The following is a 23302-nucleotide window of genomic DNA, read 5'->3' as shown; positions in this document are numbered from 1 at the left end:
GGGCTTAAATTCAGCGTTTAACACAGGCGAATCTTCCCGCTGCTGGCTACCGACCGATCGCCGTTACGAATCATGTAATAGCTAAAGCTGAGCTGTTTTTTCAACTCATCCCACTCCAGGTTCAGCTCCAGCAGGCTGCCGGGCAGCACCGGCTGCTGAAATTTAATATTTTCCACTGACGAGAACTGTTGACCGACAGCCAGACAGCCGATGCCGTAGTGCAGTACCCAGTCCAGCTGTGCCACACCCGGCAACAGCGGCTGCTGCGGAAAATGTCCGCGGAACCAGAAAAGGTCGGCATCAATACGCAGCAACAACGCCAGCTGCGTCAGTTGTTGGCACCGTGAGAGTTCAACTGGCAACATTAAACAGCTCCTCTATTTGCGGCCAGGCACGTTTGCTCTGACTGTTATGCGGGATCAGCCTGACCACCCGCCAGAAACGGGGCATTGCTACCGGCTCCAGCCAGCGCTGCAACTCCCGCTTCCACTGTGGCTTTAACTGCGCCAGCCGGTCGCTATCCTGCTCGTTATGCAGCACCAGCACCACGCCAATCGCCCGACGGCCATAGCGGCTGATCGGCAGTGCCACCGCATCGGCGATACCCGCGATCGCCAACAGACGTCGTTCGATTTCACTCAGTGAAACGCGTTTATCTTCAATTTTCACCACCCGGTCGTAACGCCCGCACAGCTGGAAACCGCCAGATACAGCAAATTCCAGTTTATCGTCCAGCAGCAGTCCATCGTTTTCGGCAATCAGCGGCGATCGGACAAGCCAGCGCTGCTGCCCATGGCGGCTAAATTCAACACCGTCAAACGGCTGCCACAGCGGGTGGGTATCAGTGCGTGAACGCCATGCCAGCACGCCGGTTTCGCTGCTGCCGTATATCTCGTCGACCGCCAGCTGCCAACGGGTGGCGACGGCTGCTGCCGTTTCATCGCTCAGTACCCCGCCCGCAGAAACGATCAGGCGACAACCGGGTGGCGTCAGGGAGAAATCAAGGCGGCGTAAAAAGGCCGGGCTGCTGATAAAAGCCAGCGGACCATCGACCGGCAGCGCGCTCAGCTGCTCGCTATACAACAGCTGAGAACTGACAAACGGCAGGCCAAGCGCCATCGGCAGCATAATGCGAAACGTCAGGCCATACAGATGTTGATGGCTGACCGATGCCACCACGCAACAATCCTGCAAACGCTCGCCCCACAGCGCAGCCAGCCACTGTATTTCAGTATCAAGACAGGCCAGCGGTTTAGTCACCTGTCGCGGCTGACCGGTCGAACCGGAGGTAAACAGCACCAGCTGTGCATCCGGCGCGATAGCCGGTAACGGCTCGCAGCAGGTGTGTGCTGCTGCATCAAGGGTTAACTGCGGGCAGAACGGCGGCAACGCACAGTCCGTCAGCACGGCATCGAAAGCGCTGGCTTGTTCCTGCAACAATGAGGGTCGGCAGTGGCCGGGAATCACCGGGGTTTTACCCGCATGCAGCGCTGCCAGTAAGCCAACGGTAAACTGCCAACTGTCGTCAAAACAGAGCGCCCAGCGCGGCTCCGGCCGCGCCAGCAGCACGCCGCACAACTGTTGCACCTGCTGACGCAGGTGTTGCAGCATCAGCGGTTGCCGCTGATGCCAGCAGACAAGAGCATCAGGACGCGACGGGCTCAGCCAGTCGCTGAGCGCCAGTGCAGTCACGGTCATCAGGCATGACCTCGGATGCGCTGACGCAGCAGCCATTCACTCGCCATTAACACTCCCATCAGCAGATAGCTGATCATGCCATTCCATAGCGTCCACCAGTGCAGATTCCCCGCCAGACAGGTGGCAGTGGCAACACTGCCGTTAAAGACAAAAAACAGACACCAGATTTGCGTCACCCGGCGCGTCCAGCGCACCGCTGCTGGCGAAAGTTGAGGCTCACGCAGCCGTGCCAGACGCTCAACCAGCGGCATGCTGCTGAACAGCGATCCGCCAAACAGCAGCAGCATCACCAGGCTCACCGCCACCGGATACCACAGCAGCAGCTGATGGCTGCGCAGCAGAAAACTGGCGAGGCATAAAGCCGCGCCGGCCAGCGCCAGCAGTTGTCCGGCGCGCGAAAACGCCCCGCTGCTGCCGCGAATTCCCCGCCAGCGCAGTAAAAACAGCAGTGCCAGTAGCGGTATCAGCCAGTGCAGTTGTGGGCGGCTCACCGCCAGCCAGACCAGAAACGGCCAGGCAAGCGTAATCAGCCACGGCAGGATACGCATCAGTAATGGCATCATTGAGTGGGTTGATGATTAGCCTTCGCGGATCAGCTGATCGACCGCGTCGACCACATCCTGTACGGTACGCACCGTTTTAAACGTTTCTGGCTTAATCTTACGGCCAATGCGCTTTTGCAGATGCACCACCATATCGACGGCATCAATGCTGTCCAGCTCCAGGTCTTCGTAAAGACGCGACTCCGGCTGGATATCATCCGCATCCACTTCAAACAGGGTTACCAGCAGCCCGCTTACTTCCTGATAGATTTCTTGCTTATTCATAGGTCACTCGTATCGTAAAGTATCTGGCGCACTACGCGCTGCGTTGTGCAGTGATAAAGGCTGCCAGTGAGGCGACGGAATAAAAATGCTGTCGCATCGCTTCACTTTCGGCAGATAACACCACGCCGTAGCGATTTTTTACCGCCAGACCTAATTCGAGTGCATCGATAGAGTCGAGACCCAGTCCGTCACCAAACAGCGGCGCGTCACTGTCAATCTCATCGCTGCTGATATCTTCAAGATTCAGCGTATCGATAATCATCTGTTTAATTTCGAGGTTTAATGGGTTCATGCCGTGGTTCCACGTGTTCTGGTGTTAATACTTGCTGCAAATGACGGGTCAGACGACGAGCGGCCAGCGGCTGTGCTGCGTCGTTTTGCGCCATAAAGTGTTGACTGTCGATGTGCTGTTTCACGCTGACAGTAAACAGCGGTTTTACCGCCGGAATCTGATACCAGCGACTCTGTTTATCCAGCATGCGTTGCGTGCAGGTGATGTGCACAATGCGCAATTCACAGCCGCAGCGCACCGCAATATTTGCCGCGCCGCGCTGAAGTTTTAATGGCTCGCCGTAGCGGGTGCGGGTGCCCTCAGGAAAAATCAGCAGTGTGTCACCGCGCTGCAAACGCTGGCGGCTCTCTGGCAACAGCGTTTCTGCCTGGCTGTTTATCAAATAATCCGCCGCGCGAATCACGCCGCGAAAGAAAATATTATGTTGCAGTTCAGCCTTTACCAGGCAGTCGACATCCGGCATGACCGAGGCGATCAGGACGTAATCGATTAATGAAGGATGGTTCGCCACCACCAGGCAGCCGCGATCGGCTTGTAACTTTTCGGCACCTTCAATCTGATAGTCGAAGACGCCCGCCGCCCGACAAAAACGCAAAAAGCAGCGAAAACTAAATGAGATGCTTTTTCGTGCCAGCTGGCGACGGCGATGCCGGTCGCGCTGAATAAGCAGCAGCAGATTAAACCCTACCAGCGACAAAAGCAGACCACCGATGCTGAACAGCGTAAAACTGCAGGCGGTCATCAGCAGCCGCCAACCGTAGTTAAGGCGTGAAGCACCGCCCAGACTGAGCACCGAATCAGACATTATCGCACTCCCAGCACCAGTTTAGCTGCGCACCACGCAGGGTAAACTGACGCTGTGACGCCAGCCGCGCATGAAGAAACTGCAAACTTTGCGGCCAGTCGCTGTCAGCCGGCTCATCCGCGATCGCCGTCGTGCAGCTAAGCTGCTTGCCGGTTGCCAGCAGCAGCGCAACAGCATACGGCCAGCGCGGCGCATCGGCGGCTAACCACCGCTGATAGCATTGTGGCACGCTGCCATCAAAATCGACCAGCAGCACCTGCTGGTAGCCCGCACCGTGCAGCGCCGCCACTTCTACCATCCCCTGCTGGAATGAGTCCACTCCGGCAGCCAGCGAGGTGGCAACCCGCGGCGCGCTGGCGGCAATTGTCAGGCTGCCAACCGCCGCATTGTGCACCGACATAGCAAAATCGGTTGGCGAGGGGCTTTGCTGATCCGCCAGCGCAGTCAGAATGCGTAAGTTGCGCTCCAGCTCGCCGTGGCGGCTGGTAAAGACAATGGCATCAACCTGCTGGCGCTGCATCAGCGCCAGACCACAATCGACGGCGAGACGGCTGCCGCTGCTCAGACGGCGCGCTGTCATCATTGGCAGCTGGCGACACTTTGCCAGCGGCAATGCGGCGTCAATAATCGCCTCGTGCTGCGCCCACTGCTGCCAGTCAGCTGACTCAGACAGGCCAGGCGCACTGGCTTGCCAGTCGATGAGATTAAAATGCAGATTCATACCATTATTCTTCTTCAGACGTCGTTGATTGCCGCAAGCCTCAGCATGACGCCAGCAGGCAACAAATACGATCGGAATTCGCCGTATTTGCCAGCACTTTAATCAAAATGAGCAATGACAGAATTTAATCGCGATATTACGTTTATTTCAGCGCCTGAGCGGAGAGTCGCAGCTGTATATCTTCATCGAGGTTATTTACCCAGCGATTGTAATTTCGATGGATCATGCCGCCGCTGGCCATCAAATTATGTGAACCTACATAATTGATATTGTAACGAGTTGCAGTGTAATCAATGCGAATATCCGCACTGTGACCGCGCTGCGCAAGATGTCCGTTAATTACCCCGGGGGCCACCGGCGTCATCACCCATTTCCGCGCCATTCCGGCCTCCAGAATCGCCGTTCTGACCTGATCCTGGCTGACTTTTGCATTAACCGGATGCTGAACATTCAATACTGGCGCAGTGCGTGAACAGGCGGTCAGTGTTGCAATGGCGAACGCCATCGCCAGCAGGTGATGGATTTTCATAATATCCCTTTAAGTGATTCGTCATATATAGCGAAAAAACGCGCGCATAATAGCACCAAATGTAAAGAAAGGTGAAGCGCGGGATGATCGGTGTGGACGAAAGGCGGAAAAACTCATTTTAAAGCGGAAAGATAAACCTTATTTGAACAAAGGGCGGTTTTCTCACCGCCCCTGATAATTATGACGCTGGCTTCCAGCCTCCTCCCAGTGCGCGATACAGATCGATCTGCGCCAACAGCAGGCTGTTTTTCAGCTGTACCACGCTGAGCTGGGTACTGAACAGCGTGCGCTGTGCATCCAGCTCATCAAGATAAGAAGCATAACCATTCTGATAGCGATTGCGTGCAATGCGCAGCGCTTCGCTGACGATCTCCTGCTGTTTTTCTAACTCCCGCAGCTGTTCGCCGTTGCGCTGGATCGCATCAATATCGTTATTCACCTCACTAAAGGCGTTGCGCACCACTTTCTCATAGTTGTACAGCGCCTGATTACGTGAGGCCATCGACACATCCACCTGCGCGGTCAAGGCTTCGCGATTCAGCAGCGGGGCCAGCACGCTGCCGCCCACGCTCCATAAGCGGAACGGATTATCCACCAGCTGATGCAGCACTGAACTTTGCAGCGTGCCGGAGGCCGTCAGATTAAGCGATGGCAGCAGATTAGCCTGCGAGGATTGCAGCGTCTTGTCCGCCGCCAGCAACAGGCGTTCTGCCTGCACAATATCCGGCCGCCGCTGCAACAGTTCCGAAGGCAGCAGCGTCGGTAACTGCTGCGGCATAATCTGGTTAAAGTCTGGGGTGCGGGCAATCTGACGCGGATTCATCCCTGTCAGAATGCTCAGGGCATTTTCCTGCTCGGTAATCTGATGCTGCAACTGCGGTATCTGGGCTTTGGCGCTCTGATACTCTGACGCCGCCTGCACCCACTCCAGCCGCGAGGTATAGCCGGTTTCATACTGGCGCTTCGCCAGCTGCAACGAATTTTCGCGCGAAGCGAGCGTCGCCCGGGTAACGCGCAGTTGCTCATCCAGCGCGCACAGCGTCAGATAGCCTGAGGCTACCGAGCTGGCGACGGTAAGTTCCGCTGCCGACGCGGCCGCCTGCTGGGCTGCCAGTGAATACTGCGCGGCATCAATGCTGCTGCTGCGCGCGCCCCAGATATCGACATCATAATTGGCCTGAAGCAATCCCTGAAACACCGAGTGATCGCCCGGTAGCCCGGTCGCCGCTGAAAGCGTGCGGGCGCGGGTGGCGCTGACGCCAGCATCCAGCGTCGGCAGGTTATCGCCCTGTGCGGCACGCAACTGGGCACGATACTGATCGACGCGCGAACGTGCAGTCAGAATATCCGGGTTATTACGCAGCGACTGCTCGACCAGATGATTCATATTATCGTCGCCGAAGGCGCGCCACCAGTTGGCTTCCAGCGTGGATGCCGGCCCCACCTGGTTGCGCCATTCGACCGGAATCAGCAGCGACTGCGGCGCTTTTTCAACGTTGGTAGAGCAGGCCGCCAGCGCCAGCGGGATCAGCAACGCCAACAGCTTTGGTTGCCAGCGCATCACCGATTCTCCTTAGCCGCGTCAGTTTCAATCGTCAGCTGCACCGACATTCCCGGACGCAGCCGCGCATGATTTTCACTGGTGATTTTAATTCGCACCGGAATACGCTGGGCGATTTTAACAAAGTTACCGGTGGCGTTATCCGGTGAAATAGCACTGAACTCGGAACCTGCCGCCGGAGAGATATACTCCACTTCCCCGCTAAAGCGCTCGCCATCCAGTGCATCCACACGGAACGTCACCGGCAGGCCTGGCTTAACCCGCGCCATCTGCGTCTCTTTCATATTGGCGATCACCCACAGCTGTGCAGGCACCAGAGAGGTCAGGCGCGTACCGGCGGTGACGTAAGCTCCCTGCCGCACCGCAATCTGTCCCAACTGGCCGTCACGCGGCGCGATGATGCGGGTGTTATCAAGATCGATTTGCGCCAGTTCCAGCGCCGCTTGCGCGTTGGCAACATCGGCTTCCATCGAGGCACGATTGACTATCACCGTCTGCAAATCCTGCCGTGATACCTCAAGGGTGGCTTTGGCCTGCTGCACGTCGGCTTCGGTCTGACTGTTACTGGCACGCGACGCATCCCGCTCACGCACCGATAGCGAACCGTCTGACACCAGATTTTCTACCCGCTTCAGATCCAGCCCGCTTTTCACCGCCTGCGCTTTTGCATTGGTCAACGCCGCCTGATTACGCGCAATCACCGCCTCCGCGCTGCGCCGCTGCTGGATATTATTCGCCAGTGCAGCTTGTTTCATATCCAGCTGCGCCTGTGCCTGGTGAACGCGCTGACGATAAATGCGATCGTCGATGGTCATCAGCAGCTCCCCCTGCTTCACCGGCTGGAAATCCTGCACCTCGACGGAGGTGACATAGCCGTTAACCTGAGGGCTGATAAAGGTAATCTGGCCACGCACATAGGCATTTTCGGTACTCTGAGCGCTGCTGGTAAACGGCCACAGCTGCCAGGCGTACAGAATCACCAGAACCCCGACGATAGCGATACCGCTGCCGACGGCGATGGATAAAATACGCAGCTTGTTAGTTCTCTCGCGCTCGGAGGCTTGCGCCTGTTCCTGTTGACTCATTGTTAATCCCTGCCAGATTCAGTTATTGCTGGTGTTTGTTGTGCTGCTTGCTGGTTACGCTTTGCCTGACGCCAGTTGAGATAGCGCAGGCGGGTTAAGCGCCACAGCACCCACATCAGGGTGCACAGCGCCATACCGGCAGTCAGTAAATAGGTATCGTTATATGCCAGTACATTGGCCTGCAATGTGGCGACGCTTTGCAGCTGCACGACGCCCTCGGCATTGCGTAAAATGCCATCGCCAATCAGGCTGTTATACAGCGCGGTATACTGGCTAAGCCGTTCCGTAACATTAGGGTCAAGCAGCGACAGCTGATCGCCCAGCAGACTGGAGTGGTACTTCTCCCGCCAGGTCTGAAAGGTGCCAAGGATCGCCGAGCCAATCAGCCCGCCAAGATTCTGGCTCATGCCGAACAGCACCACAAAGCTGACCAGATTTTTCGGCTGCGTCACCACGCCGCCCACGCCCAGCAGCATCGCCGGGGCAAGGAAAAAGGCGCTGCTGAAGCCAAGCAAAAACTGGCTGAAATACATATTTTCCGGGCGCGTCAGCGGGTTGGAATCAGCATCCATTAGCGAAGCGATCATCATAATCAGCAGCGAGACGACAATTGGCCAGCTAAGATGGGTCGGCTTAATCGTCAGCGCGCTGGCAATGATGCCGACGATCACTCCGGCAATAATCGCCAGCGCCAGACCGCGCATCTGATCGTTTTGCAGGCCAATCTGCTGTAAAAAGCCTATCGCGCCGGTATTCTGCTCGGCCAGCACCACGCGCATCATAATCATCACAATGCCCAGCCGCACTATCGCTCCGCTGCCGAGCCAGCGGGTATTAATTAACGGGTTGGTGCGGTTATGCTCCACCACCACCGCGGCGACAATCAGTACCAGCGCCAGCGCCAGGCAGACACCCAGCCACGGCGTGGTAAACCACCATTCAATGCGCCCCAGCGACAGCACGCCGCACAGCAGCGCCATGCCCGGTGCCAGCAGCACAAAAGTGAGAAAGTCGGTTTTTTCGAACACTTTATTGCGATCGCCGGGCGGCAACTTCAGCAGAAAAACGCAGCCGAGCGCAATCATCGCCAGCCCCAGCTCGAACAGATACAGCCCGCGCCACTCATCAAGCTGCAACAGCTCGGTAGAAAACAGCCGCGCCAGTGGGATCGCCAGCTGCGAGGCGCAGATACCGATGGTCAATGCTTTCAGTCGATGCTTCGCTGGCCACGCCTGAATCTGATAATAAATACCGAGCGAACTGAGCGCCGCACCGACCATGCCATGCGCGGCGCGCACGATAATCGCCGAGCTGAGATCGTTGGCAAACAGATGGAAAAACGCCACCAGCACATACAGCACCAGAAAAGCTTCGGTAAAAATACGCAGGCCAAACTGCTGGCGAAACTTCACCAACAGTAAGTTAATTGAGATATTGCCCATGACATAGACCGCCGGTAACCAGGCAATCTCATTTGAATAGGCGCCAAAGGTTCCCTGTAAATTGGTCAGATTGGCGGTAACCAGCGCGTTACTCAGCGCACCGGTAATCGAAATCAGCAGGCCAATCAGGCCAAAGGCAATGCGTTTATGGCCCGGGTGGATCGGCGTTGACGGCGATCCCGGCAGCATCGGTTTTTCATGCGGCTGCCAGTCACGCGGCCCATAAGGACTGTTTTTCGCCACGTCAGCTTGCTCCGGTTGCCGTCAACAATTGCTGCAAAACTTTCTGTGTAATCGCCAGTTCCTGCTCATCGACGTTCGCCAGCAGTTCACCGCGTAGGGTATCGGCTTCAATTTTCACCCGACGAAACACTTCACTGCCCTGTTCGGTAACCAGCAGCAGCCGCTTGCGTCGATCCTCCTCCGGCTGAACGCGCTGCACCAGGTTTTGCCTGACCAGACGATCGATTAGCGGCACCACGCTGGCTTCTTCCAGCCCGAGTATCTGCGCCAGCGCCTTTTGCGTCATCGGCTCATTTTCGCTGGCGATAGTGGCCACGGCAAACCAGCTGTTCATGCTCAGGCCATTAGCTTTTAAGCGCCGATCGATCGCCAGCCGCCACGCATGGGCAGTGAGATGAAGTAAACGCGAGAAATTATGCTGCTGAGTGTCCAACATATAGAGGCCTGATGATTAGATATCTAACTAAATAATAGCCGCAATTATACGCAAGCAGAAATCCTGTTGTGAAGTCCCTGGTTGCTGGATGTTGTGCACAAAGTGGCAAAATTCAGGTGGATAAAAGTAGTTTAGCAGCGAAAGCTAAAATAGCGCTTCGCTGCTCATTTCACTTAGCGGGCGGTGCAAAAACCTTGATGGCCTGCGGGCGAATGGAAAACTGTGCGGGCGTGGTGCCGACAATCTCACCATCTGCATTAATCGCATGTGGGCGGCGGGTGGTGATGGTCAGTGCGGTCGCCGGGAAAGCGCGCACTTTGCGCCATTTACCGTGGGTGCCGCGCCGCAGATAAGGGGCCAGCGCCAGCATCTCCCACCAGTGATCCAGCTCCAGACTGTAAACATCAAGCTGGCCGTCGTCGGGCGTGGCGCTCTGCTCTACCGTCATACCGCCGCCATAAAAACGGCCATTACCGACTGAAATCTGCATGGTTTTCACCGTTTCCTGCTGACCATGGTGGTTAATCTGCACGGTAAACGGACGACTTTGACGAAACAGCTTCAGCGCGGCAAAAGCGTAACCCAGCACGCCCCAACGCTTCTTTGAAGCAGCCGTCAGGTTTTTCGCCAGCGAGGCAGAGAACCCGATGCTGGCAACATTGAAGAATGGTCGCTCATTAACCATCCCCACATCCAACTGGCGCAGATTTCCGGCGGCAATTATCGCCACCGCACGGTTCAGATCTTTCGGGATAGCCAGCGTGCGCGCCAGATCGTTTGCGGTTCCCAGCGGTAAAATCCCCAGCGGCAAACCGGTTGCCATTAACGCAGCCGCAGCGGTGTTTAACGAGCCGTCACCGCCGCCGACGATCACCAGATCGATGCGATCGGCGCAGGCATAAATCGCCTCGCTGAGGGTCAGTGACGGATCGGGATACACAATCTCAATATCATGACGACCCAGCGCCGCAATCGCCATTTCGAAACTACGGGCGCCATTGCGTGACTGACGGTTAATTAAAAGTAGCGCTCGACGCGACATGTTACTTGCCCTTCTGATAACAGAAGCGCAATTAGACTCTCCTGCCGCAACCTGCTCAAGCGGGCTTTAACTGCCTTACATTGCTGACATTTCATTACGTTAACGTGCAGATGGCCTCGCGTATCGACATCACTTGCCAGCCAGATTACAACGGTTAGTATTATCAAATTGAATATCAGACTAAATAACAGTGAGAAAATGAATCGCTACCCGATGTTCAGTCCGCAGCAGTTGCTGAGCTTTGTTGCCGTTTGTGAGAGCGGCAGCTTCACCCGTGCCGCCGAGCGCGTCTTTCTCTCACAGTCGACCGTCAGTCAGCAAGTGCGCCGACTGGAAGAGATGCTGGGTAAAGCGCTGCTTGAGCGCTCGTCACATCAGGTGTTACTGACCGAGGAGGGTGAAAAGCTGCTGGGCTATGCGCGACGAATTATTGCGCTGAATGGTGAAGCTCATGACGCGCTGACGGATCTGTGGCGCGACGGCGTGGTACGGCTCGGCATGCCGGAAGATTTTGCCGGCCCCACTACCGCCCTGCTGGCCGAATTCAGCCGCACGCACCCGCAGTTGCGGCTGGATGTCTCCAGTGGATTAAGCAATGAGCTACGCAGTGCCTGGCAGCGGGAAGAGCTGGATATCATTCTGATTAAACAAGCCAAAGGGGACAAACCGAAAGCGGCGCGCGCTGAGCCATTATTATGGCTGGACAGCGCCGAATGGCCCACGTTTGAGCAGTCGCCGGTGCCGCTGGTCCTGTTTCCACAAAATGGTTTATATCGTGATGAGCTGTGTCAGGCGATGGATGCGCTGGACCGCCGCTGGCGCATCAGTTACAGCAGCGCCAGCCTTGCCGCACTGGTCGCCGCCAGCGCTGCCGGGCTGGGCGTCACGCTGCTGCCCGCCAGCTGCCGTTTACCCCAGCATCGGGTGCTTGGCGCGGAAAGCGCCCTGCCGGCAGTTGATAATTTTGAGCTGGCACTGTTTTATCGCGATAACGCCTCTGCCGCGCAGCTGGAACTGGCAGAAAAGCTGCGGCAATTTTGTCAGCTGGCTTAGCAGTGTCTTTTCCACTGATAACCAGTGGAAAATATCACAGCCAGCACGCGCCGATTCTTTTAGGGTGGTAACGCAATGCAAACCCTTTCCGTTCGCCTGATTAAGGAAATCGATGTGCAAAACCCTCAACAACCGAGTCGCAGAAACTTTCTCTCACAAAGTGCCAGAGTTACCGCTGGTGGCGTGTTACTGGCATCCGGTATGGCAGCAGCCGCGCCGTCAACGGCAAGCAGCATAAAATGTGCCGATGACGCGCGCAGCGTTAAGCAGTTTGACGCCAGTCACTATCTGCTGCGCAATGTGCGACTCGAAGAGGGATTCGAACGCGAGGGTGAAATGATTATCGGCACCCGTACCGGGCTGTGGACGCTGGAAATCAATCACGGCAAAATCGTCGCCGTTCAGCCCGCGACGACTGCCGCAGCCAGCGATCTGCCAGTGTTTGATGCCGGTGGCTTATTGCTGTTACCTGCCACACGCGATATGCATATCCATCTGGATAAGACCTTTTACGGTGGCCCGTGGCAGGCGCCGCGCCCGCGCAAAGGCAAGACGATTATGGATATGATCGCCCGCGAGCAGCAACTTATCCCACAGTTGCTGCCTACCTCCGTGGCGCGCGCTGAAGCGATCATCGATCTGTTACATGCCAAAGGCACCACGGTGGCGCGCAGCCACTGTAATATCGATCCGGTGAGCGGGCTGAAAAGTCTTGAACATCTGCAAATCGCGCTGGAAAAACACCGTAATGATTTCAGTTGTGAAATCGTTGCTTTTCCACAGCATGGCTTACTGCATTCAAAGGTCGATGGTCTGATGCGTGAAGCGATGCAGATGGGCGTGCAGTTTGTCGGCGGGCTTGATCCGACCAATGTCGATGGTGATATGGAAAAATCACTCGACGCGATGTTCCGTATTGCACTCGATACTAATACCGGCGTGGATATTCATCTGCATGAAACCAGCCCGGCTGGCGTTGCCGCCATCAAATATATGATTAAGACCGTCAAAGAAAATCCCACGCTGAAAGGTAAAGTGACCCTTAGTCACGGCTTTGCGCTGGCGACTTTGTCTGGCAATGAACTGGATACGGTGATTCGTGACATGGCTGAGCAGCAGTTTAGCGTCGCCTCAACGATACCACTGGGCAAACTGACCATGCCATTACCGCAGCTAAGTGCGCAAGGCGTGACGGTAATGACCGGCACCGACAGCGTGATCGATCACTGGTCGCCGTTTGGCAGCGGCAGCATGCTGGAGAAAGCTAACCTGTATGCACAGCTGTACGGCCACTCTGACGAGTTTGGCCTGACGCGCTCACTGGCAATTGCCACCGGTGATGTGCTGCCGCTGGATAGCAGCGGTAAGCGCCAGTGGCCTGCGGTCAATGATGATGCGGAGATGATACTGGTGGATGCCAGCTGCTCTGCCGAAGCGGTGGCACGTATTTCTGAAGTGAAAGCCACATTCCACCAGGGCCGTTTGGTTTTTGGCGGCGTGGCAAAAGCGTAATAGTGAAGTGGGCGGCGGCAACATCGCTGCGGTAACAACGTTACTCTTCGCCGCGTTCGGTTAACACCTTTGCATATCGTGGAGCCGTTTTCGGCTCCCGTTCGGATAAATCCTCGGCATCAACGACGATTGATCAATGCAGCGGGCAAGGCCAGCGATGCGGAATACCAAAAGCCTGTAACAGTAGTAGCGTAAATACCGCAGCAAAAAACAGTGAAATAAGCGCCGCCAGTGCCCCGGTTACCCATTTTTCGATAGCTGAATACGTCATAGTGTGACCTCACTAAATTTCAGTCAGAGAATACTGCTCAGTAATTCCCTTCTGGCACCTGTTGCGCCAAAAGCTCCCTTACCCTTCGTCGTTAACAGATAAGCAACATTGTTAAATATTGCTTATCTGTATAAGGTAGATCATCACTATAAATATCGGGGTTTTAATCGCGCGGCGTTATGTAAATATTTGTAAGTTAAAATCATATTAAACTGAAAATATTGACAATTTTCCATAATCAAAATCAAGGCAGGTCGTTAATCTGGGTGTAAATAGCTAAATCAGCATGGGCAATTATATCGATATAGCTTAAGCAGCGTCGAGGAAGGAATAGTACAACAGAGAATTTCAGACATAAAAAAACCGCCTTTCGGCGGTTACGACATTACTACACATTGCTTTTATTTATTCTGTCTAATCACGACGTTAACACAATCGGATAATGACGCGCATTCTACCATCCGGCGGTATTTTTTCAATAACTTTAGTATGGGTTTACTGACCCGTTCCTTGTGACATTCGCGAACGCAGCTGCGCCAGTAGCCAGTGCAGCGCCGGGTCGTTATCACGCCGCTTATGCCACAGTAACGAAAGCCTGAAAGGAGTAATGCTGACCGGCACCTGGCTGCTTATCAGGCCATAATGCTCTTTCCAGCTGGCGGCCAGCCCTTCCGGTACCGTAGCCAGCAGCGGCATCTGTTCAAGCATCAATGGCAGCGAAGAAAAATGCGGCGTGACGTAGCGAATCCTGCGCGACCTTCTCTGTAAGGCCAGCTGTTCATCCACTTTGCTGTGACTGGCCCCCCGATAGGAAACCAGTACATGATCGGCAGCGACAAACTCATCAAGAGTTATTGGCGTACTCAACGCTAACTGGCGTGGATGCCATAAAGTGCAAAAACGCATTTGGCGAATGTTTTCTCTGATCAGGCCAGCGGGAGTCTCTTCAGCGACCGAAATCGCTACCTCGATTTTATCCTGCTGGATGCTTAATACATCCTGGAAAGGATCGCTGGCGCTGACCTGCAACGTTATCCCCGGCGCTTCCCGTGCGGTACGCGCCAGCAAACCTGGCATCAGCCAGCTCTCTACCCAGTCGCTCATACCCATGCGAAAAGTGTGGCTGTCCGTCGCCGGTGAAAACCTCGGGGGCTGAAACAGTACCTGCTGCATCTGCTCCATCATCGGCAACAGGGCAGCCACCAGCGACTCGGCACGCGGCGTGGCGATCATCCCCTGCGCGCTACGAACAAACAGTGGATCGTTAAACATTTCACGTAATCGGCTCAGCGCGCCGCTGACCGCTGGCTGCCCAAGGTGCAATTTGTCTGCGGTGCGCGATACACTGCCTTCGCGGTGCAGCACCAGCAGCACCGTCAGCAGATTAAGATCAACGCGACTAAAATCACTTTCCCTGATGTTGTTCATTATTTTAATCGATTTGAATGATGTTCATAGCCGCAGGATACTGCCTGTCAGCTGATAACAACAACTGTTAATGAGGAAATAATGAAACTACTGATGGCGCTGATCGCCACCCTGACGTTTTCCAGCGCTACGCTGGCGGCTGAGACGCAGACACCGCTGGATCGCCAGGCTCCGGGATACTACCGCATGATGCTCGGCAAACTGCGTATTACCGCCGTCTCTGACGGCACGGTAACCATTCCACTTGAGAAGCTGCTGACCCACATCACTGCGGAAGAACTGCGGGAAAGGATGGCGAATGAGGCGATGACTCCAGAGGCAGAAACCTCAATTAATGCCTTTGTTATCGATAACGGCCAGCAGCGAATTCTGATCGATGCCGGTGCCGGCGATCTTTTTGGCCACAGCGGCGGCCATCTGCTGGAGAATCTGGCCGCGGCAGGCTACCCGGCGGAATCGATCAATGCGGTATTACTGACCCATATTCATGCTGACCACTCCGGCGGGGTGTCACGCGATGGCAAGCCGGCCTTTCCGAATGCCGAGGTTTATGTAGATAATAAAGATGCAGATTTTTGGTTAAACCAGAACAATATCAACAAAGTGGAAGTAAGCCAGCAGCACACCTTCGCCGAGTCTGAACAGACGCTGCGCCCGGTGATTGATGCCGGACGCTTCTCCACCTTTACCGCACCTGCCAGCGTAGTTGCCGGTATTCAGGCGATTCCGGCCGCCGGACATACGCCGGGCAGCGTGCTGTACCGGATAGAAAGTGAAGGCCAGGTACTGGTGCTGTGGGGTGATATTATCCATGCCAAAGCGGTGCAGATGCCTGACCCGCATGTGGCGATTCATTTTGATGTCAGTCAGCCTGATGCGGTGCTGACCCGTGAAAAAGTGCTGGCGCAGGCGGCAGATCAAGGTTACTGGGTGGCAGCCGCACATATCGCCTTTCCGGGGCTGGGACATGTGAAGAAAGCAACTGATGGCTACCGCTGGGTGGCGTCGAATTATACGACCCAACTGGCACACTGATTTTCTCCCGTGTATCAGCTGGTGCACGGGAATTATTACGGACTCTTCAGTCTGAAATCGGCTTTGAATAGATCGAATACCCAGTCATCCTGCCACTTGCCATAAAGAAAATAGTTTTCACGCAGCGTACCTTTCTGCACTAATCCCGCTTTTTCCAGCACCGCTTTTGACGCCAGTTGCCTGCGGTAACGTTAGCGATTAACTTGCGAAAATGTGGCAGTGAAAATGCTCATTATCACCTTTTTTCCGTATGACCAGACACAGCCAGTGCGTGCTGCCTGGTGTCCAGCGCGGCAGTCGGCTATCGAAGGAGTCGCATTGAAATGATGTAACGCTAACATCAAAATTAATATGCGAAAAGTGCCGTATTTAAGGTGGTATCCGGCAGTCACTTACCGTGATACAGCATATTCTGTGCTATACTGCCCATCCCGGAAATTTTGCATATGAAATCAGAAGACACGCTTGACTGGTATCCAGCCCAGCTCCCACCGGTAAAACTCATTCTTGGCAACGCGATCCTTGAGGTCTGCAAGCTTGGCCGTCCGATCAATACCCGAACTCTGCTTGAATATCTGCAAGTCGCTCAGGCTAAGCAAAAGCGCCGCGATGATAAGATTGCTATGCAGACGGCGATTGATGTGCTCAGAGACAATCAGCGTATTAATGGCCGGTTGTAACGCTACGCAGCCGCCAGTCATTTGTCCTGCAATAAATAGCCACCGTTTGTCATTAACATTTTCTAACGTCTGAAACCATCATCTATAACAACAGGTTATGGAAGAATCGGTCTGCCGCACTTGCACTCTTTGAGGTGACTGCCAGGGTTAATACAGTAATTTAGCCAATAACAGCAGCGAACAAGGAGTCAAAATGGCACGTTTTAATCAAAAAGTTGTGGTGGTCACCGGTGCCGGTTCTGGGATTGGAGCAGCTACCGCCAAACGCTTTGCCAGTGAGGGAGCGGCAGTCGTTTTAGTCGGCCGCACTGAACAAAAGCTGGAAAAAACCCTTGCCACACTCACTCCCGGCAACCACCTTGTGGCCCCCTGCGATGTCGGTGAGGCTGAACAGGTTGAAACCTTGTCACGCCGCGTGCTGGAGAAATATGGTCAGGTTGACGTGCTGGTGAACAATGCGGGCGTTATCGTGCAGGGACGTATCCATGAAGTGGCACTCGACGACTGGAAGCAGTTGATGAAAGTGGATCTGGACGGCGTGTTTCACTGCATTCACTACTTTATGCCCGCACTGCTTAGCAGCAAAGGTAACGTGGTAAACATTTCTTCGGTATCTGGTTTAGGTGGCGACTGGGGAATGAGCATCTACAATGCGGCTAAAGGTGCAGTAACCAACTTTACCCGCGCGCTGGCCATGGACTACGGTACCGATGGCGTGCGCATCAATGCCGTCTGCCCTGGCTTTACCCTGACTGAACTCACTGAAGAAGTGGAAAGTAATCAGCAACTACTGAATAAGTTTTACGAGCGCATCCCACTGGCTCGTGCCGGTCAGCCTGACGATATTGCCGCTGCGGTCGCCTTTATCGCCAGCGATGATGCCGCTTATATTACCGGTGTTAATTTGCCGGTTGATGGCGGCCTGACGGCCTCAAACGGGCAGCCTAAACAGGCGTAACCGGCATAATGACCCGGGCGACACAGTGTGTCGCCTTCGTTTTGCCCTGTCCGACTTATGCTGCGCGGTTAATCTGGCGGCTTAAGGCAATTTTTTCCGCCTGCAGCAGCAGCTCCTGCAAATCATCTTCATCAATATCAATCAACTGCCCCTGCATCAGCGCTTCATGCAAATCATGACGCGTGATTGGTACGTCAATGGCTACCGGCTGCGGTTTGGCTTCAACTGCGGCCAGCGGATGAGGATAGCGACGGCCTGCCAGGTTATTAAACACAATTGCCAACAGCGCCAGGGACACAGAATTAAGTAATATTGGCGTAAAGGCAAACAGATAACCGGCCTGATGCGTCGCTGACCCGCCCAGTATCACGGTTAATGCCACCGCACCACCCGGTGGATGCAGGCAGCGCAGTTGGAACATCAACGCAATGGCAAGACAGGCGGCAACGCCACAGGCAATCGCCGGATTGCTGATCCACATACTGACAGTGACGCCCGACAGTGCAGAAACAAAATTGCCCCCCACCACCGACCATGGCTGCGCCAGCGGGCTGTTCGGTACACCAAACAGCAGTACGGCAGATGCCCCCATCGGTGCCACAAACCAGAGATTTACCTCTCCCAGCAGCCAGTGGCTAAACAAACTGGTGATTGCCAGACCAATGCCTGCACCCAGGCTGGCCAGCAGTATCTGTTTGCGTGCCACCGCCAGCGGATGCGGCCACAGTCGCCCGAAGAAAATGCGCATTTTTTTCGCCAGGCGGGGTGGGGATTGTTGTTCCATTACTTAATTCGCTCGGTCATAACAAAATCTTATCTCAGAAAGCGAGGATTTTCCCTGATTGACGGCGCAGTAACAACCTGAATAAATTTGTGGTTATTAATTTTTACCCTGCTTTAACCCTCTGATAGCATGCATAAACGCCCTGCCCTGGTCGCTTATTGTGAAATCGATCACAAAGCTTTAATGTTAACGTTAACAATAGTGATCGACATCGCATAATTTAGCTTATGATGCTTCAAAAATCACAAAGTTAACGTTAACAATACGGCCAACCTCGTTGATAAGCGGAAAAAAGCGCAACATGAAAACCAGTAAACGTAGTCACTACCTATTGCTTAGCGGGCTGCTATTTTGCTTTTTTTACACCTGGTCCTCGGCATTCTCACTGATCTCCTTATGGCTGAGTCAGAAAGTTGGGTTGCGCGGCAGCGAAACCGGACTGATATTTTCCGCCACCGCACTGACGGCGCTCTGCGCCCAACCGCTGTATGGTTTTATCCAGGATAAGCTGGGATTGCGCAAAAACCTGCTGTGGATGATCGGCGGGTTGCTGTTGATCAGCGGGCCATTCTTTATTTTTGTCTTCGCGCCGCTGCTGCAAATTAATATTCTGCTGGGCGCGGTTGCTGGCGGCCTGTATGTCGGTGCGACTTTTTTTGCCGGTATCGGCGCGCTGGAATCCTACACCGAACGCGTCAGCCGCATTCTGGGCTTTGAGTTTGGCAAGGCGCGGATGTGGGGTTCGCTTGGCTGGGCAACCGCCACTTTCTTCGCCGGTTTTCTGTTTAATATCGATCCCAATCTTAACTTCTGGATGGCGTCGTCAGCGGCGGTAGTATTCCTGCTGCTGTTAGCCTGCCTGCGCGAAGTGAAAACGGAGGCGCTGAGCCAGCTGGAATATGGCAAATCCGACGGCCTGACGCTGGCGGATGTCGCCGCTCTGTTTCGGTTGCCCCGCTTCTGGGCGCTGATTGTGTTTGTCTCCGGCGTCAGTGTGTATAACGTTTACGATCAGCAATTCCCGGTGTACTTCTCGTCGCTATTTTCTGACGTTAAAAACGGCAATGAGATGTACGGCTTCCTTAACTCATTCCAGGTGTTGCTTGAGGCGGGTGGCATGTTTCTCGCCCCCCTGGTGGTCAACCGTATCGGTGCCAAAAATGGCCTGCTGCTGAGCGGCATGATTATGGCGCTGCGGGTGATTGGTTCCGGACTGGCGGCGGATGCAGTGACCATCTCGCTGATGAAGCTGCTGCATGCGGTCGAGCTGCCAATTCTGCTTATCGCGATGTTTAAGTACATTACCACCCGCTTCGACGCGCGACTCTCCGCCACGCTGTATCTGGTCGGCTTCCAGTTTGTCACTCAGGTTTGTGCCAGCGTGCTGTCACCGCTCGCCGGACACGGCTACGACCTGATCGGTTTTGCCAATACCTACATGATCATGGGCACGCTGGTACTCGGCCTGACCCTAATCTCCTGCTTCCTGCTGCTGGGTGACAAAGCCAGCATGCCCCCTTCCCTGCAATTGAAACAGAGTGAGTCCTTATGAAACAGCGACTGGAACGCGCCGAACAGGCGCTGAGCACCGCGGTTAAGCAGCGTGATGATGCTTTTTATCCCCATTATCATCTGGCTCCGCCAGCAGGCTGGATGAACGACCCGAATGGCTTGATCTATCATCAGGGTCTGTATCATGCGTTTTATCAGCATCATCCGTTCAGTGAAAACTGGGGGCCGATGCACTGGGGACACGCCACCAGCCATGACATGGTGCACTGGCAGCATCAACCGATCGCACTGGCGCCAGGCGATGAGTACGATGCTGACGGCTGCTTTTCCGGCAGCGCTGTCGACGACCACGGCATCCTCAGCCTGATTTACACCGGTCACGTCTGGCTAAACGGTGAAGGTAATGACAGCGCAATTCGTGAAGTGCAGTGTCTGGCCACCAGCGAAGACGGCATTCATTTCACCAAACAGGGCGTAGTGCTGACACCGCCACCGGGCATTATGCATTTTCGCGATCCGAAAGTATGGCGTGGAGACGACAACTGGTGGATGGTTATTGGTGCCCGTGACGCTGACGATCGCGGCCAGGTACTGCTTTATCGCGGCAGCAGCCTGCGCGACTGGCAGCTGGATCGCGTGCTGGCGCAGGCCGACGATCAGTGTGGCTATATGTGGGAGTGCCCGGATTTTTTCCCGCTCGGTGAGGAACACATTTTACTTTGCTCGCCGCAGGGTATCGCCGCACAGGGTTATGATTATCGCAACCTGTTTCAGAGCGGCTGCCTGCGCGGCCAGTGGCAGCCAGGCAGTGATTTTACCGTCAGCCATCAATTTACCGAACTGGATCACGGGCATGATTTCTATGCACCACAATCGTTTATCGCCGCAGATGGTCGGCGGATAGTGATAGCGTGGATGGATATGTGGGAATCGACCATGCCATCAAAAGCCGGTGGCTGGGCGGGCTGCATGACGTTACCGCGTGAGCTGACCCTGCAACACAATCAGATCCGAATGTCACCGGTAGCTGAAGTCGATACGCTACGCCGCACTCATCACGCCATTCCGGCCGCTCAGTTGCGCAATTGTGACCAACCGCTGGTGGCTGAGGCAGATGCGGTCGAATTGATTACCCACTGGGATCTCACGGCATCGACTGCCGAAAGCTTTGGCCTGCAACTTGGCGATGGCCTGACCATTGCGGTTGACAGCCAGTCCCGGCGGCTGATTCTGCAACGTCACTATCCGCAGCATGATATTCAGGGATATCGCAGCGTGGCTTTACCGGCGACGGATACCCTGCATCTGCGGGTCTTTATCGACAGCTCGTCGGTAGAGGTATTTGTTAATCATGGTGAAGCGACGCTCTCCAGCCGCATCTGGCCGCAGCAGGGTCAGCGCGCACTGTCGCTGTTTGCCCGCAATGGTCAGGCTGAATTGCTGAGCGGCGACCACTGGACGCTGGCCGCCAACTAAGATTTATAAAGAAGCCCGCTCCAGCAGGGGCGAGGCTATTTTTACTAACCCCTGACTGCCGCGTTGCTCAATCAGATGCAATACCGCTTCGCGGCCAATTTCGACATGTGGAAGCTGTACGGTCGTCAGCGGCGGCAGAAACAGGTCGCCGATTCCGACCATATTGTCATAACCCAGCACCGCCACCTGTTGCGGTATCGCAATCCCTCTGGACAGCAGCACCTGATAGGCAAGAAACGCGATGCGGTCATTGCCACAAATCAGCACGTCAAAATTCGCTTTGCCCTGCACTATCGCCGCGTCCAGTATCGCCACCACATCACGATAATGCTCGTCTCCCCACGTCATATGGACCTGGCGCAACTGCGTCTCAGGCAGCCCGGTTTCGCGCCATGCCTGCTCAGCGCCAGCACGGCGGCTGATGCTGGCGGGCGTGCATTGCGGTAACCAAAAGCACAAAGGATGACGATAGCCACGCTGAATAACCGTTTTCATCGCCTGATACTGGCCAGCAAAATCATCCGGAATATAGCCCGGCAGCGGCTTGCCACGGTTAATGCAGTTAGCCAGCACCAGATTTTTATCCAGCAGATTGTCAGGGATATCGACCTCACGCAGGCCCATACTGGTGTAAATAATTCCGTCGGGGCGCTGAGAGAGCAGCTGATTCACCGCCCGCTCACTGTCCTGCTGCGAAGTAATACTGACCAGAAAGCTGCTCCAGCCAAACTCTCTGGCGGTCATCTCAATTGACAGCAGCATCTCAACGGAAAACGGCGTAGTGGCGGTTTCCAGCGCCAGAACGCCGAGAGTAGAGACTTTACTGCTTTTGCCGCGAATTTTGCGCGCTGAGAAATCGGGCACGTAATTCAGCGCATCAATGGCACGCTGGACTCGCGCCAGCGTTTCAGGCTTCAGCTGCTGCGGTTGATTGATTGCTCTTGATACCGTCATCAGCGAAACCGATGCCAGCTTTGCCACTTCTTTCAGCGAAGCCATAACTCTCCCAGGGACCAATGCCAATAGCCTGATCCTACACAAAAAGCGCCTGGCTGCACCTGGAAAAATGACATTCCGCGTTGATTAAGACTGCGGCGTCTCTGAGGCTGGTGCGGACTCTGAGACTGGCGCTGAATCTGAGGTTTTTGCAGTTTCAGATGCCTGACGGGTCTCCGTTGCCTGCATGGTTTCGGTGGTCTGATCCACTGGCGTTGCCGCAGCGGCTTCTGCTGCCTGGGCTGGCTCTGCTGCTGCGGTTTCGGTGGTCTGAGCTGCCTCCGCTGCCGGACTGGCTTCGGTTGTCTGAGTCGGTTCTGCTGCCGGAGTCGCTACCGTTGCCTGAGCCGGTTCTGCTGCTGCGGTTTCGGTGGTCTCCGCCGCTGACGTTGCCTGAGCTATCTCAGGTTTCTGAACGGTTTCCGCCGCCGGCGCCGGCTCTGTTTTCTGAACAGTTGGCGATATTTTTGCGCTCTCGCTTTTGGTCGCTGCCGGAACCGGCGGCGTTTCTGGATGCGGATCTTCGCTCAGTTCAGTAAACAACGGTTTGCTTTTGGTCACGGTGTAAGCAACATAACGAGTACTGTCGGGCGCGGTAGTGATTTTTACCGAGGGGATAGTGACACGACCAATCAGCGACCGCGCATAGCCTCCTACCTGATGTGCGCCTGCGGGCACATGGAGCGCCATACTTTCACCCACCGGCAGAGCACCCGCTTCGCTACCGTCGACGGTAACAAATATCGTTGCCCCATCAGCGGTACGCGCCGGAAGATGCGTCACTTCGACCAGCGTGTCACCCTGGCTAAAATCGGCCACGGTTTCATTTACTGAATGTTTTGCGCATCCGCTAAGTGATACAGCCGCCGTAATCGCGGCCAAGGTAAATCGGTTAATCATGATGCTTGTGCTTCCT

26 protein-coding genes are annotated in these 23302 nt (G+C 55.1%); 7 read left to right on the top strand and 19 right to left on the bottom strand.

The window, feature by feature from the left end; genetic code table 11:
* Nucleotides 1-17: 17 nt before the first annotated feature.
* The 13 genes from RIN69_RS09100 to RIN69_RS09040 form a co-directional block, all read right to left on the bottom strand.
* On the bottom strand, nt 18-365 hold the full coding sequence (locus tag RIN69_RS09100; protein ID WP_313856950.1) for a 3-hydroxyacyl-ACP dehydratase FabZ family protein: 348 nt from the start codon (nt 363-365) through the stop codon (nt 18-20).
* Nucleotides 352-1698, bottom strand: a complete 1347-nt coding sequence (locus tag RIN69_RS09095; protein WP_313856949.1) for an AMP-binding protein — start codon at nt 1696-1698, stop codon at nt 352-354. The genes RIN69_RS09100 and RIN69_RS09095 overlap by 14 nt, the downstream gene beginning before the upstream one ends.
* Complete coding sequence (locus RIN69_RS09090) at nt 1698-2261, bottom strand: COG4648 family protein (RefSeq protein ID WP_313856948.1); 564 nt, start codon at nt 2259-2261, stop codon at nt 1698-1700. Before RIN69_RS09090 ends, RIN69_RS09095 begins: the two co-directional genes overlap by 1 nt.
* A 15-nt stretch (nt 2262-2276) precedes the next feature.
* A complete protein-coding gene (locus RIN69_RS09085; protein WP_313856946.1) occupies nt 2277-2525 on the bottom strand; it encodes an acyl carrier protein in 249 nt (82 codons plus the stop codon).
* Nucleotides 2526-2556: 31 nt separating this feature from the next.
* Nucleotides 2557-2817, bottom strand: a complete 261-nt coding sequence (locus tag RIN69_RS09080; protein ID WP_313856945.1) for a phosphopantetheine-binding protein — start codon at nt 2815-2817, stop codon at nt 2557-2559.
* Nucleotides 2792-3622, bottom strand: coding sequence for a lysophospholipid acyltransferase family protein (locus RIN69_RS09075; protein ID WP_313856944.1), 831 nt, complete (start codon nt 3620-3622; stop codon nt 2792-2794). The genes RIN69_RS09080 and RIN69_RS09075 overlap by 26 nt, the downstream gene beginning before the upstream one ends.
* On the bottom strand, nt 3615-4343 hold the full coding sequence (locus tag RIN69_RS09070; protein ID WP_313856942.1) for a beta-ketoacyl synthase chain length factor: 729 nt from the start codon (nt 4341-4343) through the stop codon (nt 3615-3617). Before RIN69_RS09070 ends, RIN69_RS09075 begins: the two co-directional genes overlap by 8 nt.
* Before the next feature lie 142 nt (nt 4344-4485).
* Entirely contained in the window at nt 4486-4872 is a 387-nt protein-coding gene (locus RIN69_RS09065; protein ID WP_313856941.1) for a hypothetical protein, read from the bottom strand.
* 178 nt (nt 4873-5050) lie between these two features.
* On the bottom strand, nt 5051-6433 hold the full coding sequence (locus RIN69_RS09060) for an efflux transporter outer membrane subunit (protein WP_313857672.1): 1383 nt from the start codon (nt 6431-6433) through the stop codon (nt 5051-5053).
* Nucleotides 6433-7518: an HlyD family secretion protein gene (locus RIN69_RS09055; protein WP_313856940.1), complete on the bottom strand. Its 1086-nt coding sequence runs from the start codon at nt 7516-7518 to the stop codon at nt 6433-6435. The genes RIN69_RS09060 and RIN69_RS09055 overlap by 1 nt, the downstream gene beginning before the upstream one ends.
* A gap of 2 nt (nt 7519-7520) precedes the next feature.
* Complete coding sequence (locus RIN69_RS09050; protein ID WP_390902533.1) at nt 7521-9149, bottom strand: MFS transporter; 1629 nt, start codon at nt 9147-9149, stop codon at nt 7521-7523.
* 55 nt (nt 9150-9204) lie between these two features.
* Nucleotides 9205-9639 carry a MarR family winged helix-turn-helix transcriptional regulator gene (locus RIN69_RS09045; RefSeq protein ID WP_390902504.1) on the bottom strand — a complete coding sequence of 145 codons (435 nt, stop codon included), beginning with the start codon at nt 9637-9639 and terminating at the stop codon, nt 9205-9207.
* Between the two features lie 169 nt (nt 9640-9808).
* Nucleotides 9809-10681: a lipid kinase gene (locus RIN69_RS09040; RefSeq protein ID WP_313856938.1), complete on the bottom strand. Its 873-nt coding sequence runs from the start codon at nt 10679-10681 to the stop codon at nt 9809-9811.
* 198 nt (nt 10682-10879) lie between these two features.
* Here RIN69_RS09040 and RIN69_RS09035 point away from each other — a divergent pair, with 198 nt between their 5' ends.
* Together RIN69_RS09035 and RIN69_RS09030 are read left to right on the top strand one after the other, a co-directional pair.
* Nucleotides 10880-11734 carry a LysR family transcriptional regulator gene (locus tag RIN69_RS09035; RefSeq protein WP_313857669.1) on the top strand — a complete coding sequence of 285 codons (855 nt, stop codon included), beginning with the start codon at nt 10880-10882 and terminating at the stop codon, nt 11732-11734.
* A gap of 75 nt (nt 11735-11809) precedes the next feature.
* Entirely contained in the window at nt 11810-13246 is a 1437-nt protein-coding gene (locus tag RIN69_RS09030; protein WP_313856937.1) for an amidohydrolase family protein, read from the top strand.
* Between the two features lie 133 nt (nt 13247-13379).
* On the opposite strand, the gene RIN69_RS09025 is transcribed toward RIN69_RS09030, so the two are convergent.
* Both RIN69_RS09025 and RIN69_RS09020 read right to left on the bottom strand, forming a co-directional pair.
* Nucleotides 13380-13517, bottom strand: a complete 138-nt coding sequence (locus RIN69_RS09025) for a hypothetical protein (protein WP_313856936.1) — start codon at nt 13515-13517, stop codon at nt 13380-13382.
* Nucleotides 13518-14012: 495 nt separating this feature from the next.
* Complete coding sequence (locus tag RIN69_RS09020) at nt 14013-14945, bottom strand: LysR family transcriptional regulator (protein ID WP_313856935.1); 933 nt, start codon at nt 14943-14945, stop codon at nt 14013-14015.
* An 81-nt stretch (nt 14946-15026) separates the two neighbouring features.
* On the opposite strand from RIN69_RS09020, the gene RIN69_RS09015 reads away from it, so the two are divergent.
* Entirely contained in the window at nt 15027-15980 is a 954-nt protein-coding gene (locus tag RIN69_RS09015) for an MBL fold metallo-hydrolase (RefSeq protein WP_313856934.1), read from the top strand.
* Between the two features lie 35 nt (nt 15981-16015).
* Here RIN69_RS09015 and RIN69_RS09010 read toward each other — a convergent pair whose 3' ends face one another.
* Nucleotides 16016-16141, bottom strand: coding sequence for a hypothetical protein (locus tag RIN69_RS09010; protein WP_313856933.1), 126 nt, complete (start codon nt 16139-16141; stop codon nt 16016-16018).
* Between the two features lie 285 nt (nt 16142-16426).
* Here RIN69_RS09010 and RIN69_RS09005 point away from each other — a divergent pair, with 285 nt between their 5' ends.
* Nucleotides 16427-16660: a hypothetical protein gene (locus tag RIN69_RS09005; protein WP_313856931.1), complete on the top strand. Its 234-nt coding sequence runs from the start codon at nt 16427-16429 to the stop codon at nt 16658-16660.
* A gap of 193 nt (nt 16661-16853) precedes the next feature.
* On the top strand, nt 16854-17618 hold the full coding sequence (locus RIN69_RS09000) for an SDR family NAD(P)-dependent oxidoreductase (RefSeq protein ID WP_313856929.1): 765 nt from the start codon (nt 16854-16856) through the stop codon (nt 17616-17618).
* Between the two features lie 55 nt (nt 17619-17673).
* Here RIN69_RS09000 and RIN69_RS08995 read toward each other — a convergent pair whose 3' ends face one another.
* Nucleotides 17674-18402 (bottom strand): HPP family protein, encoded by a 729-nt coding sequence (locus RIN69_RS08995; RefSeq protein WP_313856928.1) that lies wholly within the window; start codon nt 18400-18402, stop codon nt 17674-17676.
* Between the two features lie 301 nt (nt 18403-18703).
* Here RIN69_RS08995 and RIN69_RS08990 point away from each other — a divergent pair, with 301 nt between their 5' ends.
* Nucleotides 18704-19954 (top strand): MFS transporter, encoded by a 1251-nt coding sequence (locus RIN69_RS08990; RefSeq protein WP_313856926.1) that lies wholly within the window; start codon nt 18704-18706, stop codon nt 19952-19954.
* Nucleotides 19951-21390 carry a glycoside hydrolase family 32 protein gene (locus RIN69_RS08985; protein WP_313856923.1) on the top strand — a complete coding sequence of 480 codons (1440 nt, stop codon included), beginning with the start codon at nt 19951-19953 and terminating at the stop codon, nt 21388-21390. The genes RIN69_RS08990 and RIN69_RS08985 overlap by 4 nt, the downstream gene beginning before the upstream one ends.
* A 3-nt stretch (nt 21391-21393) precedes the next feature.
* On the opposite strand, the gene RIN69_RS08980 is transcribed toward RIN69_RS08985, so the two are convergent.
* Together RIN69_RS08980 and RIN69_RS08975 are read right to left on the bottom strand one after the other, a co-directional pair.
* Entirely contained in the window at nt 21394-22389 is a 996-nt protein-coding gene (locus RIN69_RS08980; protein WP_313856921.1) for a LacI family DNA-binding transcriptional regulator, read from the bottom strand.
* Between the two features lie 84 nt (nt 22390-22473).
* Nucleotides 22474-23286 carry a hypothetical protein gene (locus RIN69_RS08975; RefSeq protein ID WP_313856919.1) on the bottom strand — a complete coding sequence of 271 codons (813 nt, stop codon included), beginning with the start codon at nt 23284-23286 and terminating at the stop codon, nt 22474-22476.
* Nucleotides 23287-23302 lie beyond the last annotated feature (16 nt).

This window comes from Winslowiella toletana (assembly GCF_032164335.1).
Taxonomy (GTDB): Bacteria; Pseudomonadota; Gammaproteobacteria; order Enterobacterales; family Enterobacteriaceae; genus Erwinia; species Erwinia toletana_A.
This window is presented reverse-complemented; position numbering and strand designations above follow the sequence as displayed.